The sequence below is a fragment of the Actinomarinicola tropica genome, from assembly GCF_009650215.1.
Classification (GTDB): domain Bacteria; phylum Actinomycetota; class Acidimicrobiia; order Acidimicrobiales; family SKKL01; genus Actinomarinicola; species Actinomarinicola tropica.
Genome location: NZ_CP045851.1, coordinates 1,939,248 through 1,953,000, shown reverse-complemented (window position 1 = coordinate 1,953,000; position 13,753 = coordinate 1,939,248). Strand labels below are relative to the sequence as shown.

Annotated in this window: 15 protein-coding genes; 7 read left to right on the top strand and 8 right to left on the bottom strand. The window is 72.3% G+C overall.

Annotation, left to right across the window (positions count from 1 at the left end; translation table 11 throughout):
- Positions 1-3: 3 nt before the first annotated feature.
- Both GH723_RS09610 and GH723_RS09605 read right to left on the bottom strand, forming a co-directional pair.
- Entirely contained in the window at positions 4-291 is a 288-nt protein-coding gene (locus GH723_RS09610) for a hypothetical protein (protein WP_153759441.1), read from the bottom strand.
- The gene (locus tag GH723_RS09605; RefSeq protein WP_195210221.1) at positions 288-1,109 is read right to left on the bottom strand and encodes a sulfite exporter TauE/SafE family protein; all 822 of its coding nucleotides are present in this window, start codon (positions 1,107-1,109) and stop codon (positions 288-290) included. The genes GH723_RS09610 and GH723_RS09605 overlap by 4 nt, the downstream gene beginning before the upstream one ends.
- A 135-nt stretch (positions 1,110-1,244) precedes the next feature.
- On the opposite strand from GH723_RS09605, the gene GH723_RS18495 reads away from it, so the two are divergent.
- Complete coding sequence (locus GH723_RS18495) at positions 1,245-1,418, top strand: hypothetical protein (protein WP_195210220.1); 174 nt, start codon at positions 1,245-1,247, stop codon at positions 1,416-1,418.
- Between the two features lie 4 nt (positions 1,419-1,422).
- Here GH723_RS18495 and GH723_RS09600 read toward each other — a convergent pair whose 3' ends face one another.
- Positions 1,423-3,087 (bottom strand): chloride channel protein, encoded by a 1,665-nt coding sequence (locus tag GH723_RS09600; protein WP_153759439.1) that lies wholly within the window; start codon positions 3,085-3,087, stop codon positions 1,423-1,425.
- A 68-nt stretch (positions 3,088-3,155) separates the two neighbouring features.
- Between GH723_RS09600 and typA the strand changes: the two genes are divergently transcribed.
- Positions 3,156-4,973, top strand: coding sequence for a translational GTPase TypA (typA, locus tag GH723_RS09595; protein ID WP_153759438.1), 1,818 nt, complete (start codon positions 3,156-3,158; stop codon positions 4,971-4,973).
- A gap of 4 nt (positions 4,974-4,977) precedes the next feature.
- Here the strand turns inward: typA and GH723_RS09590 are convergent, their stop codons facing one another.
- The 3 genes from GH723_RS09590 to GH723_RS09580 are packed head-to-tail and all read right to left on the bottom strand — an operon-like array spanning position 4,978 to position 7,664.
- Positions 4,978-5,970, bottom strand: a complete 993-nt coding sequence (locus tag GH723_RS09590) for a hypothetical protein (protein WP_153759437.1) — start codon at positions 5,968-5,970, stop codon at positions 4,978-4,980.
- Between the two features lie 8 nt (positions 5,971-5,978).
- Positions 5,979-6,914, bottom strand: a complete 936-nt coding sequence (locus GH723_RS09585; RefSeq protein WP_153759436.1) for an AAA family ATPase — start codon at positions 6,912-6,914, stop codon at positions 5,979-5,981.
- Between the two features lie 18 nt (positions 6,915-6,932).
- Positions 6,933-7,664 carry a hypothetical protein gene (locus GH723_RS09580; protein WP_153759435.1) on the bottom strand — a complete coding sequence of 244 codons (732 nt, stop codon included), beginning with the start codon at positions 7,662-7,664 and terminating at the stop codon, positions 6,933-6,935.
- A gap of 115 nt (positions 7,665-7,779) precedes the next feature.
- Here GH723_RS09580 and GH723_RS18490 point away from each other — a divergent pair, with 115 nt between their 5' ends.
- The 5 genes from GH723_RS18490 (at position 7,780) to GH723_RS09560 (ending at position 11,909) form a co-directional block, all read left to right on the top strand.
- Positions 7,780-7,983 carry a hypothetical protein gene (locus GH723_RS18490; protein ID WP_195210219.1) on the top strand — a complete coding sequence of 68 codons (204 nt, stop codon included), beginning with the start codon at positions 7,780-7,782 and terminating at the stop codon, positions 7,981-7,983.
- 1 nt (position 7,984) lies between these two features.
- A complete protein-coding gene (locus GH723_RS09575) occupies positions 7,985-8,527 on the top strand; it encodes an AAA family ATPase (protein ID WP_195210218.1) in 543 nt (180 codons plus the stop codon).
- Between the two features lie 153 nt (positions 8,528-8,680).
- Positions 8,681-9,991 (top strand): HNH endonuclease, encoded by a 1,311-nt coding sequence (locus tag GH723_RS09570; RefSeq protein ID WP_153759433.1) that lies wholly within the window; start codon positions 8,681-8,683, stop codon positions 9,989-9,991.
- Positions 9,992-10,049: 58 nt separating this feature from the next.
- Entirely contained in the window at positions 10,050-11,324 is a 1,275-nt protein-coding gene (gene dinB, locus GH723_RS09565; RefSeq protein WP_153759432.1) for a DNA polymerase IV, read from the top strand.
- Positions 11,325-11,336: 12 nt separating this feature from the next.
- A complete protein-coding gene (locus GH723_RS09560; protein WP_153759431.1) occupies positions 11,337-11,909 on the top strand; it encodes a DUF6886 family protein in 573 nt (190 codons plus the stop codon).
- Here the strand turns inward: GH723_RS09560 and GH723_RS09555 are convergent.
- Positions 11,906-13,078, bottom strand: a complete 1,173-nt coding sequence (locus GH723_RS09555) for an LOG family protein (protein ID WP_153759430.1) — start codon at positions 13,076-13,078, stop codon at positions 11,906-11,908. The two genes, GH723_RS09560 and GH723_RS09555, sit on opposite strands and share 4 nt — an antisense overlap.
- Positions 13,075-13,749 (bottom strand): 6-phosphogluconolactonase, encoded by a 675-nt coding sequence (pgl, locus tag GH723_RS09550; RefSeq protein ID WP_153759429.1) that lies wholly within the window; start codon positions 13,747-13,749, stop codon positions 13,075-13,077. The genes GH723_RS09555 and pgl overlap by 4 nt, the downstream gene beginning before the upstream one ends.
- Positions 13,750-13,753: the final 4 nt, after the last annotated feature.

Here is a 13,753-nt window from a genome sequence, read left to right as displayed (position 1 = left end):
GCGTCAGATCGTCGTCGCGGCCCCTGCGCCGATGACGACGAGCAGACCGAAGGCCACGGCGGCGAAGCGCAGGTCGCGGCGGCGGATCCAACGGACGAGCAGCCACGCGATGCGGAGCACCGGCGCGGCGACGAGGGTGGCGACGAGCGCGGTGCCCGCGGCGTCGCCCGCCTCGCCGGGCAGGACGACGCCGGCCAGCGCCAGCGCGAAGGCGAGCACGTACAGCGCCCGCAGGAACGTCACGAGGTGGCGCTGGCGGCCGACGAGGGGATGGGGGCCCGGCGCGCTCACGGGTCCACCAGGACGACGACGGCGACGACGACGAGCACGATCGAGAGCGCACGGCGAACGCCCTTCGGGGACAGCCGCTCCTGCACCGCCGCGCCGATGACACCGCCGACGAGGCCGCCGAGCGCCACCGCCGATCCCGCGGCGACGTCGATGCGGCCCTGGCCGGCGAAGACGAGCAGCGACGTCGCCGCGGTGATGCCCACCGTGAACGTGGTGGTGGCGGCGGCCACCTTCACGGGGATGTACATCAGCTCGCGCATGGCCGGCGTCTTCACGAACCCCGCGCTGACCCCGGACAGGCCGGTGATGGCACCGGCGACGACCATCGCCACCAGTCCCTGCGGCACGTTGCGGGCCCGATAGGGGATGACGCCGCCCGGTCCGGCGTAGGCCCCGCCGAGCGTCCCCGGCCACTCCGCCGGCGGCTCACCTGCGAACTCGGGCAGCGCGACGTTGCGCACCTCGCTGCGGAGGAGGCCGGCCACGCCCGCGCCACCGGCGCTGACCGCGAGGACCACCCGCAGCAGGTCGCCGGACACCTCCGAGGACACGACGGCGGCGACCACCGCGGCGGCCGAGGCCGCCACCTCGAGGGTGATGCCGAGGCGGTGGTGGACCAACCCGTGCTCGAGCTGGCGCGGCGCCGCAGCCAGCGATCCGGCGGCGACGGAGATGAGCCCGAGGGGCGCGGCGTCGATCGGCTCCACGCCGCCCACCACCAGCGCGGGGACGAGGAAGACCGCGCCCCCGAGGCCCCCGAGGGCCCCGACCGCCGCCGAGCCCACGGCGAGCACGACGAGCCACGGGACGTCGATCACCGGGGCCCCCGGGGGACGACGGGGAACGGCGCACCACGAGGGGGAACGAGGAGGATCGTGCGTGGTGCCAGGATCACGGACGCCGAGGGGGTATGGTGACGCCAGGAACGTCTTTCGCACGACAGGAGCTGGCCCGTGAAGAAGGGTCGCCACCGGCGGTTCGAAGAAGCGCGAGCCCTGAAGCGCTCGCAGGACATCGACATCGAAGGGTTGTTCGAGTCCCTCCAATCGGAGCGGCCGGCGTCGCCGGAGGGCGACGACGAGCACCCCGAGTGGTCGGAGTACGCCGACGACGAGGACGAGGACTGACCGCTCACTCCGTCCCCTGGCTCGACGGATCCGTCTCGTCGAGGATCTGATCCAGGCGGACGACCTCGTCGGCGTCCACGATGCCGACGAACGTGCCCGACTCGTCGGTCACGGCCAGCACGTCGAGGTCGTTGCGCTCCATGGCGGCGACGGCCTCCTTCAGCGTCCACCCCGGGCGTCCCGTCGGCGCGTCCGTGCGCATGACCTCGGCGACGCTCGTGATCTCCCAGCGCTCCCGCTCCACGGTCGCGACGTCGGCGAGCGAGCACGTGCCGAGGTACGTGTCGCCGTCGACGACGGCGACGGTGCGGCGCCGACGCCCGAGCACGTGGAGGTCCATGAACTCCGACAGCGCGGCGTCGGGTGGCACCGTGAGCTCGTCGGTCGACATCACGGCGACGATCGGGAGCTGGAGGCGCCCCTCCAGGTGGCCGATCCGTGCCGAGCGCTGGCCGCTCGCCACCGTCGTGGAGCCGGCCACGAGCTGTGAGACCGCCGCGGCGATGAGCGCCGGCACGACGTAGCTGTCGCCGCTCGTGCTCTCGGCGACGAACATCACCGCCGCGATCGGCGCCCGGTAGCCGGCGCCGAGGAAGGCAGCCAGGCCCAGCGTGGGCCAGAGGCTCGAGGACGCCTCGGTGCCCGGCAGCAGACCGCCGACGAACCGACCGAGGATGACGCCCTGGACGACCAGGGGGATGAACAGCCCACCCGACCCGCTCCCCCCGAGGGTCGAGAGCGTGGCGAGGATGCGGACGACGAAGAGCGCGGCGATCAGGGTGAGCGACCGCTCCGGGTCGGTCACCCACTCGATGGCCTGGATGCCGGGTCCGAGCGACAGGGGCGCCTCGAAGAGCGCCTCGCTGACGACGACGAGGGCGGCGAGCACCGTCGCGGCGACCACGATCCTGTACCGCAGGCGGACCCGGCCGACGATCTCCTTCGTGACCGTCACCATCCACGCCGTCCCCCGCCCGAACAGGCCGGCCAGCACCCCGAGGATCGCGGCGCCGATCAGCTCGGTCGCCTCGATCGGGCCGGGGCGCAGGCCGAGCACGGGGAGGGCGTCCTCGGGCTGGAGCACGACGACGAAGGTGATGTAGCTGGCCGCGGACGCGAGCAGGGCGGGGAGCAGCGCCCGGCGGGCGACGTCGTCCTTGTAGGGGGACTCCAGGGCGAAGATCACGCCGGTCGCCGGCGTCTGGAAGACGGCGGCGATGCCCGCGGCCGCGCCCGCGGAGAGCAGGAGGCGGGCGTCGTCGAGAGCCAACCAGCGCCGCAGGCGGGCGGAGACCTCGAGGCCGAGCGTCGAGCCGGCGTAGACCGAGGGGCCCTCCAGCCCGAGGGCGCCGCCGGACCCGATCGTGGCCACGCCGGCGAGCAGCTTCCCCGGCATCTGGCGGATCGGGAGCCGTGGGCTGCGGGCGTGGAACTCGCGGACGTACTCGTCCGACGTGCTCGGACCTGCGCCGCCGGCCACCCAGCGGAGGAGGAGGGCGCAGGTCACGAGGCCGACGCCCGGGGCGAGGGCGAGCTGCCACGTCGGGCGTTCGAGCAGCGCGTGGAGCACGAGCTCGGTCGTCAGCCACTCGAACCCGGCGACCGTGAGCCCGACGAGGATGCCGGTGAGGATGGCCGCGAGGAGGAGGCGAGACGCGTTCGCCGTCATCGCCTGGCGTCAGCTCCCGGCCTCGTGTGCATGGAGCCTTCCTACCAGACCGGTAGCATCTCCCCTTCGTGCCTCCCACCAGCCTCCGCAACGTCGCCATCGTCGCCCACGTCGACCACGGCAAGACCACCCTCGTCGACGCCCTCCTGAAGGCGGCGGGAACCTTCCGCGAGAACGAGGCGGTGGCCGAGCGCGTCCTCGACTCCGGCGACCAGGAGCGCGAGCGGGGCATCACGATCCTCGCGAAGGCGGCCTCGATCACCTGGGAGGGCGTGCGGATCAACCTCGTCGACACCCCGGGGCACGCCGACTTCGGCGGCGAGGTCGAGCGGGCGCTCACGATGGTCGACGGCGTGCTGCTCCTGGTGGACGCCGCCGAGGGGCCCCTGCCCCAGACCCGCTACGTCCTGTCGAAGGCGCTCGCGATCGGCCTGCCCGCCGTCGTGGTGCTCAACAAGGTGGACCGTGGCGACGCCCGCCCCGCCGAGGTGCTCGACGAGGTCTACCAGCTGTTCATGGACCTCGACGCCGACGACCACCACATCGAGTTCCCCGTGATCTCCGCGGTCGCCCGTGAGGGCCGCAGCGTCGTCGGCCTGGGCATGCCCGGCGAGGACGCCGACCTCCGGCCGCTCCTGCAGACGCTGATCGACACCGTCCCGCCCCCGGCCGGCGACCCGGACGCCCCGCTCCAGGCCATCGTCACCAACCTCGACGCCTCGGACTACCTCGGCCGCCTCGCGGTCGGACGGGTCATCAACGGGCGACTCCGCAAGGGCGACCAGGTCGCGCTCTGCGGCGAGGACGACGAGCTCGTCCGTCGACGGCTGAGCCAGCTGCTCGGCGTCGAGGGCGTCAGCAGGGTCGAGGTCGAGGAGCGCGCCGCCGGCGACCTGTTCGTGCTGGCCGGCTTCCCCGAGGTCGAGATCGGCGACACCCTGGCCGACGCCGCCGACCCGCAGCCGCTCCCGCGCCTCACCGTCGACGAACCGGTCATGCGGATGACGTTCGGGGTGAACACGTCGCCGCTCGCCGGCAAGGAGGGCAAGTACCTCACCTCCCGCCACCTGCGCGAGCGCCTCGAGCGCGAGGTGCTCGGCAACGTCTCGATCCGCCTCGCCGAGACCGACTCGCCCGACATCATCGAGGTCGCGGCGCGCGGCGAGCTGCAGCTGGCCGTCCTCATCGAGAGCATGCGCCGCGAGGGCTACGAGCTGCAGGTGAGCCGCCCGGAGGTGCTCGAGCGCGAGATCGACGGCCGCCGCCACGAGCCCCTCGAGCACGCCGTGATCGACGTCCCCGACGACTTCGTCGGCACCGTCACCCAGGCGGTGGCACCCCGCAAGGGCCGGGTCTCCGACCTCCGGCCGGGCGATGCCGGACGCACGATCATCACCATCGAGGCGCCGTCCCGCGGCCTCCTCGGCTTCCGATCCCTCCTGCTCACCGCCACCCGCGGCACCGCCCTGATGCACCAGCACCACGAGGGCTGGATCCCGTGGGTCGGGGAGCTCCCCACCCGAAGCGGCGGCGCCATGATCGCCGACCGCTCCGGCACCTCCACCGGCTACGCCCTCGACAACCTGCAGCAGCGGGGCGAGATGTTCATCGGCCCGGGCGAGACCGTCTACGAGGGCATGATCATCGGCGAGTCGGCGCGGGGCGACGAGATGCAGGTGAACGTCACCCGCGAGAAGCAGAAGACGAACATCCGCACGCACGCGTCGGACGACGCCATCAAGCTGACCCCGCCGCGCCAGCTCACCCTCGAGTCGTGCATCGAGTGGATCGCCGACGACGAGCTCGTCGAGGTCACGCCCTCGAACCTCCGGTTGCGCAAGCGCGTCCTGCGCGAGCAGGACCGCCGCCGGCTCGGCCGGTCCTAGCCGCTCAGGGCACGGCGGGCGGGCCCGCCCACAGCTCGACGGCGCGATCCAGGTCGTCGTCGTCGAACACGGCGACGACGCGGCGTCCCTCGGCTCGGCTCCGCAGCGAGTCGACGACGACGTCCCGTCGGGCCATCGCGCCGGCGGGCGGCACGTCGACGAGGACGTCCCCGAGGAGGATGCCGTGGAGCCCGGCGTTGGCGCCGCGCAGGCGAGGGTGGCGGTACTCGAGCGGGCCGGCCCGCAGGACGCCGTCGCGAGCACGCAGGTGCGGCACCCGCTGCCCTCGTGCCTCCAGGCGCGCCGCCAGGCCGACGAGGACGGCGTGCTGGGCGCGGGTCCGGCGGTCGCAGTAGGGGAGGAGGTCGTCGACCGTGAGCGGCTCGAGCGCCTCCTCGAGGACGCGCACGGCCGGCGTGTAGGTCCCCTTGCGGCTCCCGGCGCGCACCCGGCGGATCTCCCGCGGCGTGGGACGGGTCCGCGGCACCGTGATCAGGTGCTGGGTGTGCAGCCAGCGGTCGGCCTTCTGGCCGTTCGCGCGGGCCAGCCGCAGGACCTCGTCGTCGTAGGCGTCGGCCGGCAGGGCGTCGGTGGCCCGCCCGGCGTCGCGGATCGCCACCAGGGCCGCCACCAGGATCCGGTTCTCGTCGGTGTCGTAGTGCCGCCGCGGGACGGCGCACACGAACACGTCCTCGGCGGCGTAGCTCGCGCCGCGCGCCGCCATCGTCTCGCTCCAGAGGACCGGGCCCCGCAGCTCGCCGCTGCAGCGCTCCGGCCGCTTCTGGATGGCGGTCGAGAGCGCCCGTGAGATGACCGGCATGCGGGCGAGGAGCCGCTCCGCCCCGTCACCGGAGGCCAGCCGGCTGCCGATCAGCTGGTCGATGACCTCCTCGGACAGCCCGAGCGCGGCGTCGACGACCTCGGGCGTGTCGAACGGGCGTCGCAGCCGGCTCCACATCTCGTGGGTGGGCGTGGCGTGACCGACGGCGACGGGCATCGTCGGGCTCAGATCGACAGCTCGATGCCGAGGACCTCGCCGATCGTCCGCTGCGCCTCGAGGCGCTCGGGCTCGTCGAACAGCGGCTCGACCGTCCGGTAGAGGGCGGTGGCCTTGTCGTCGTCCATGCCCTCGAACTGCGGCAGGAAGTAGGCGTAGAAGACCTCGTACAGCAGGCGCGACTCGGAGGTGCCGTCCTCGGCCCGTCGGGCCGCGTAGCGGGCGGCGTCGAGGAACACCGCAGGCCCGAGGTCGCTGAAGCGGCGCAGCGGCAGGAGCCGCGTGACGATCTCGCCAGGACCCTGGAGGAGCTTCACGTAGGCGTCCTCGTCCGGCGTGCCCACCTCGATGAAGGCGAAGCGGCGCATGAGCGCGTACGACATCTCGAACAGGAGGTTCTTGTCGAAGACGTTCATCGTGGCGATGATCCGCCACGACGCCGGCATGCGGATCACGTCGGTGTCGTCGGGCGGATCGATGCCGGACGGCACGATCGAGATCGGCTGCGGCTGGCCCGATCGCTTGAAGGGCAGGACCACCGGCGAGCCGGAGAGGACCGTGAACAGCTGCCCGAACGCCCGGTCGAAGTTGGAGCGGTTGAGCTCGTCGATCACCAGCCAGCGCCCGGTCATGATCGCTTCGACGAACAGGCCCGGCCGGTAGATGAGGCCCTCGGCGGTCGGCTGGAGCCCGCCGATCGTCTCGAACGTGGTCCACTCGCTGGTGGCCGTCGTCGGGAGGTAGCCCGTGCAGAGCATGGCCTTCTGGGCGACCTCGGCGGCGACGTAGGCGAGCGTGGTCTTGCCGGTGCCCGGGGGTCCGGTGAGGATCAGGTGCTTGCCGGCGTCGATCGCCGCGACGACCTGGTCGAGCACGTGGGGCGGGAACAAGATCCCCTTGGCGTCGATCGATCGTTGGAGCGCGTCGCGCGTGAAGCCGTTCACCCTGTCACCGTCGGACGTCTAGCGTCGTTTCTTGAGCGCGGGATGAGGAACTGCGACCGATGACCCCCGCGCCTCGACGTACTGGACGAAGCGCGCGTACAGCTCGATCCCGACCATCTCGATGATCTCGTCACGCATCTCCTCGTACACGGGGCGGTGGCCGACGAACGCCTCCGGTGCGTCGGTGCACCACCAGTTGAACTCGTACCCGCCGTCGCCCCAGTCGCCGCGCTGCCACTCCCGCAGCGTGTAGGTCGTCCGCTCGTTCTCGTCGGTCGAGGTCACGAGCCGCAGCGGCACCTGCCAGCAGACCGCCGGCTTCCAGTCGAGCGGGCGCTCGTCGTGCTCGAGCGCGGCACGGTGCAGCGCGCACCCCGGACCGCCGGGGAAGTCGGGACCGTTCAGGAAGATGCAGGCGTCATCGACGAGCAGCGACACGGTGGTGCCGTCGACCTCCTCGAGCGGTCCGCCCTGGCGTCGGGCCTCGTCGATGTGCTCCCAGGTGGCGGGGGTCAGGCGGGCGGCCGCGGCCTCGACCTTCGCCACGTCCTCCGAGTCGGTGAAGTGGGCGCCGTAGGAGCAGCAGCCCTGCGCCAGCTCCGGCGCGGGCTCGGTGAGGATGCCCGGGCACCCCCGGCCGAAGATGCACGTCCAGGGGCTGGTGAGGAAGGTGAGGTCGAAGATCCAGGTGTCCTGGTGCTCGTCGACGAAGGAGACCCACTCGTGGATCTCGCCGGACAGGATCGACATCGTGGCGAGGGTAGTGGCCGTGGGGTTGCTCCGAGCACCTCGGACGCGATGGGATCAGGGGGAAGCACCCGGTCGGGACCGCGCACGCGGCAGCCGGGTGACCGAGAGGAGTCCCATGTCGGGGGAGTTCGATGACATTCGCACGAGGCTCGAGGCGATCTCCGAGGAGCTGGCCGATCTCGCCATCGCCCGACTTCGTGAGTCGATCGATGCGGGCGGCAGTGAGCTCCCAGTCGACGAGAAGCGCCTCACCCGGGCTCGTCGGGCCGTCGAGAAGGCCGCGTCCATCCTCCGCGAACCCGACGACGTCGAGGTCTGAGATGTCCGGTTGCTACATCGTGGTCAGCGGTGCGCCGGGCAGCGGCAAGACGCGCTTGGCCCGCCCGCTCGCGGAGCAGCTGCACCTCCCGCTCCTGTCGAAGGACGTCGTGAAGGAGACCCTGTTCGACGAGCTCGGCGTCGGCGACCGGCTGTGGTCCCGCCGCATGGGGCGGGCGAGCATGGCGGTGCTCTACAACATCGCCGCCAGCACCCCCGCGGCCGTCATCGAGGCCGTCTTCCACCGCGACGTCGCGCTCGACGACCTGCGCGCCCTCGGCAAGCCGCTCATCGAGGTGCACTGCCAGTGCGACCCCGACCTCGCGATCGCGCGCTTCCAGCAGCGGGCCGAGGACGAGCGCCACCCGGGCCACCTCGACAGCCGCCAGCCCCGCAACAAGCTCGAGGAGCTGGTGCAGGACGGCTGTCGGCCCCTGGGGCTCGACGGACCGCTGCTGGAGGTCGACACCACCGACGACGTCGACGTCGACGCCGTGGCCGCGTGGGTCCGGGCACAGCCCGAGTGGGACCCCGGCACCGACTGACCCACAGCTGCGTCGCACCGACGTCGACTGTCACACCCCCTGCGTAGGGTGGTGTGCAGGTGGTCGGGTCGTTCTTCCCCGGGTCCGGACTGCCGTGTTCGTCGGCTTCGGTGCCGGCTTGTGTGCGGCGATGGCGAGTGGGAGGTGGCACCGGTGGTGCTGCTCGATGTCGGGGAAGCGGAGTCGACGGTGGCTGGGGCGTTGTCGGCGTTGGCGCGGGCGGTGGATCTGCTCGGGGCGGTGGATCTCGATGCGTTGGATGCCCGCTCGGAGATGCGGTTGGTGCGCGACGTGGAGGTCCTGCGCCGCCGGTTGGACGCGGTGACCGACCGCCTCGCGGGGCACCTGGACCGCTCCCAGGCGTATGTGGTGGATGGTCTGGTGTCGGCGGCGGTGGCGGTGCGTCACCTGGGCCGGTTGCCACACGCCGAGGCCCGGGCTCGGGTGCAGTGCGCCCGTGTGCTGCGGGACCTGCCGGCGCTGGCCGCGGCGCATCAGGCGGGGGAGGTGCCGACCGGGCATGTGCGGGCGGTCGAGCGGGTGGCCCGCAACCCCCGGGTCGGTCATCTGTTGCCGCTGGTCGAGGACGTGCTCGTCGAGATGGCACGCAGCGAGGGCCATGAGGGGTTCTGTCGGTGGTTGCGGGAGTGGGAACGCCTCGCCGATGTCGACGGCACCGAACAGGACGCCGAGACGACCCACGCGCGACGGAGCGGGTCGGTGGTGGAGAACTTCGACGGCGGGTTCAGCCTCACCGGCGGGTTCGGGAACCTCCAGGGCGCCGCCATCGCGGAGACCTTCGAGTGGTTCGCCCGTGCCGAGCTCCTCGCGGACTGGACCGAGGCACGCGCCCGGCTCGGCGACGCCGCCACCGACGCCGACCTGCCCCGCAGCGCCGCCCAGCGCGGCGCCGACGCCCTCGCCGCGATCTTCGCCCGCGCGGCCTCCACCGTCGGCCGGGCCGTGCCGCTGGTCAACATCGTGGTCGACCTGCACACCTTCGAGACCGCCCTCACCGGCACCGAGACGGTGGCCGACCCGACCGGGCCGCGCCTCTGCCGCACCGTCTCGGGGGTGCCCCTCGCGCCGTCCGACGTGGTCGCCGCGGCACTGGCCGGCCAGGTCCGCCGCGTGATCATCGACGCCAACTCCAACGTGATCGACCTCGGACGCCGCCGAAGGTTCTTCACCGGCTCGGCCCGCCAGGCTGCCGAGCTCACCAACACCCTCGCCCACCCCGACGGACTGCGCTGCATCTGGAACGGCTGCCACCGACAACGCGGCCTGCAGATCGACCACACCATCGACGCGAGCCGAGGCGGACCCACCGACCAAGCCAACGCCGCCGTCCTCTGCGACACCCACAACCGGCTCAAGAACCACGGCTGGCACCCCACCCGCGCACCCGACGGCACCTGGACCATCCACCGCCCCGACCGCACACCCACCACACCACCCGCATGACCGCGGGCGTGATGGTTCCGCGCCGAGACGAACGTATGTTCGACTAGCCTCCTCGTGCATGGGCGAGCCCGACGAGGCGACGATCCTGCACGCCGATCTGGACGCCTTCTACGCGTCGGTCGAGCAGCTGCTCGATCCGAGGCTGCGCGGTCGTCCGGTCGTGGTCGGCGGCGGCGTCGTGCTCGCCGCCTCCTACGAGGCGCGTGCGCGTGGCGTGCGCGGCGGCATGCCGGGGTGGAGGGCGCGGCAGCTGTGCCCCGAGCTGGTCAGCGTCGGCGGGCACTTCCGCGAGTACCAGAGGCTCGGCGACGAGGTGATGGCGATCCTGCGCGACGTGACGCCGCTGGTCGAGCGGGTGTCGATCGACGAGGCCTTCCTCGACGTCCGCGGCACGCGGCGCCTCTTCGGCGACCCGACCCAGATCGCACGCTCGATCCGCCAGCGGGTGCGCTCCGATGTCGGGCTGCCGATCTCGGTCGGGGTGGCGACCACCAAGCACCTCGCCAAGGTGGCGTCGCAGGTGGCCAAGCCCGACGGGCTCGTCGTCGTCCCCGCCGGCACCGAACGCCGGTTCCTCGCGCCGCTCCCGGTCGGGCTCCTGTGGGGTGTCGGGCCGGTCACGAGGCAACGCCTCGCCGGGCGGGGCATCACGACGATCGGCGAGCTGGTCGAGCTCGACCGGGGCCACCTCGAGCGTCTGCTCGGCTCGGCCATCGGCCGCTCGCTCCACGAGCGAGCCGCCAACGTCGACCGACGTCGGGTGGTGGACGGGTCGCGGAACTGCTCGATGGGCGCGCAGTCGGCGCTCGGGCGCCGTGCCGCCACACCGGAGCAGCTGCGCACCACCCTCGGCCACCTCGCCGATCGGGTCACCGGACGGATGCGGCGCGCGAGCCTCACGGGGCGGACCATCACCACGCGGGTGCGGTTCACCGACCTCCGGTCGGTCACCCGCTCGGTCACGTTGCCCGAGCCGATCGCCGAGACGCTCACCGTCACCTCGGTCGCGGTCGAGCTCGCCGCCGCTGCGCTGCGAGACCACCCCGAGGAGCGCGAGATCAGCCTCCTCGGCCTGTCGGTCTCGGGCCTCGTCGGGGCCGCACCGGTGCAGCTGGAGCTCGAGCTGGGTCTGCCCGGCGCCACCCGCCGTCCCGGCTCCGGTGTTGGCGTCGCACGACGCTCCGTGGATCGGGCCGTCGACGCGGTGCGGGACCGCTTCGGCCGAGATGCCGTCGGCCTGGCCGGCGTCCAGCTGCGCGGCGATGGCGGGGTGCCCGACGCGTTCCGCGAGCTCGCCGAGCGGAACGGTCGGCCCCCCTCCGACGGATCGTGACAGGCTGAGCGGGTGACCACAGGTCGTCCGCCTGCCCCGCCCTACATCGGCGAGGGGCCGCACGCGCTGTGGCACGTCAGCGAGGATCCGACGATCGAGCGCTTCGTGCCGCACGTGCCGGCGTCGAACCGCGATGCGCCACCGGCGGTGTGGGCGATCGACACCCGGCACCTGCCGACGTTCTGGTTCCCTCGGGACTGCCCGCGAGGCTGCATCTGGCTGTCGGGCCGCGAGTCAGCAGACGACCGGGAGCGCTTCTTCGGGGACACCGACGCCGACCGCATCCACGTCATCGAGCAGAGCTGGCTGCCAGCGGTGCAGACCACGACGCTCCACCTGTACCGGCTGCCCGAGTCGTCGTTCGCCCGCCACGACGTCGGCGGCTACTGGACCTCCTCGACCGCCGTCGAGCCGATCGAGCGGCTCGAGATCGACGACCTCGTCGGACGGCACGCCGGTGCCGGCATCGAGCTGCGGATCACACCCTCGATCTGGCCGTGGTGGCGGCAGGTGGCCGCCTCGACGCTCGACTTCAGCGGGTCGCGGTTGCGCAACGCCGCGCCGCACCCGCTGGCGGTGTCCTAGGCGGTCGCCGCACCCGGCGTGGGATCGTCCGGACCGAGCTCGTTCAGCCGGTCGATCAGCTGGCGGAGGCGGGCGTGGCCGAACTGGTCGAACACGAAGCTGAAGCGGTGGAGGTCGAGGACGTCGTCGTCCGCGATCTCAGCTGGTGACGGCTCCGCCCGCTCGATCCCGCCGCCGCTCATGATGCTGGCGAACTCGTTGCCGAGGCTGTTCAGCTCCTCGTCGGTGAGCGGATGGCGGTGGCGGATCACGAGGCGCCGGCGGACGTAGCGCATCGAGTGGTAGTTCCGGTAGAAGCGCTCGATGTGGTCGATCGCGTCGTCGATGTCGTCCGTGAGGTGCACGAGGCACAGGTCCGCCGCGTTGATGAGCCCGCCCGTGACGAGCTCCTGCTCGACGAACTGCTGCCAGCGCTCCCAGTAGGTGGAGCCGGGCGGATCGAGCAGGACGACCGGGCTCGGGTAGGCCTTGCCCGTCTGCAGGAGGGTGAGCAGCTCGAACGCCTCGTCCATCGTGCCGAAGCCGCCGGGCAGGAGGCAGAAGGCGTCGGACTCCTTCACGAAGGTCAGCTTGCGCGTGAAGAAGTACCGGAAGTTGATGAGCTTGGGATCGCCGGCGATGGCGCTGTTCGCCACCTGTTCGAAGGGCAGCTGGATGTTGACGCCGAACGAGGCGTCACGACCGGCACCTTCGATGCCCGCCTGCATGATCCCCGGGCCCGCACCGGTGATGACCATCCAGTCCCGTTCGGCGATCCGAGCCGAGAAGTCGGCCGCTGCGACGTAGGACGGATCGTCCGACGGGGTCCGGGCCGAACCGAAGACGGAGACCTTCCGCACCCCGTGGTAGGGGGCGAAGACGTGGAAGGCGTAGCGCATCTCCTTCAGCGTGTAGTTGGCGATCTTCAGCTCTCGACGGTCGACGTCCTCCCGTTGCATCCGGATGGCCGACACGATCAGCTCGAAGACGAGCGCCGCGTCGTCGGGCCCGCCGGCGGTGGCAACGAGGTCGGCGATGCGACGGTCGAGCTCGTCGTCGCCGGTGCGGTAGCGGGGGAGGCCCCGCTCGAACGGCGGGCCGAGCGCCGGCCCCTCGGTGGGAGCCGGCTCGTCGACGGCCTCGGATCGCTCGGTCTCGGGGATGTCCCCGGCCGGTGGACGCCGGGTCATGGCGCGAGGTCGCCGGCGGCGGCCCGATCGACCAGCCACACGACCTGCGGGGCGTCGATGCGTGCGGCCGGGACGTCCTCGCCGGCGACGACCCGGGCCAGGGCCTCGCGCTTCTCCTCGCCGCTCACGGTGACGAGCACGAGACGGGCCTTGGCGATGCCGGAGAACGTGAACGTCATCCGCTCGTAGGGGTTGTTGCCCAGCGGGTCGTGGTTCATGACGACGAAGCGGCCCGGGTCGGCGTCGAGCGCCGGCGACCCGGGGAAGAGCGACGCGGTGTGGGCGTCGGGGCCGAGCCCGAGGTGGACGAGGTCGAGTGCCTCCAGCTCGCCGATCCGGAGCTGGTAGGGGTCGGCGCCCTGGTCGCACTCCATCGGGTAGACGATGTGAGCACCGCCGATCCGCTCCAGCAGCGCCTCCCGGGCGAGCCGGTAGTTGGACTCCTCGTGGTCGAGCGGGACGGCTCGCTCGTCACCCCAGTAGACGGCGACCTTCCACCAGTCGATGGCGTCGACGCTGGCGGTGGCGAGGCGCTCGTAGCAGTCCCGGGCGGTCTCGCCGCCGGACAGGGCGATGCTGAAGTCGTCGTTCGGGCGGGCGCGGAACGCCTCGATGACGCGCTCGGCGAAGGCGTCCGCGACGTCGTCGACCACCACCAGCTCGCCGTTCATCGTG

Coding starts and splice junctions, on each gene's coding strand:
- GH723_RS09555 (WP_153759430.1), bottom strand. CDS start 13,078: ATGACCCGGCGTCCACCGGCCGGGGACATCCCCGAGACCGAGCGATCC.
- GH723_RS09600 (WP_153759439.1), bottom strand. CDS start 3,087: ATGACGGCGAACGCGTCTCGCCTCCTCCTCGCGGCCATCCTCACCGGC.
- pgl (WP_153759429.1), bottom strand. CDS start 13,749: ATGAACGGCGAGCTGGTGGTGGTCGACGACGTCGCGGACGCCTTCGCC.
- GH723_RS09580 (WP_153759435.1), bottom strand. CDS start 7,664: ATGTCGATCCTGTCCGGCGAGATCCACGAGTGGGTCTCCTTCGTCGAC.
- GH723_RS09590 (WP_153759437.1), bottom strand. CDS start 5,970: ATGCCCGTCGCCGTCGGTCACGCCACGCCCACCCACGAGATGTGGAGC.
- GH723_RS09575 (WP_195210218.1), top strand. CDS start 7,985: ATGTCCGGTTGCTACATCGTGGTCAGCGGTGCGCCGGGCAGCGGCAAG.
- dinB (WP_153759432.1), top strand. CDS start 10,050: ATGGGCGAGCCCGACGAGGCGACGATCCTGCACGCCGATCTGGACGCC.
- GH723_RS18490 (WP_195210219.1), top strand. CDS start 7,780: ATGTCGGGGGAGTTCGATGACATTCGCACGAGGCTCGAGGCGATCTCC.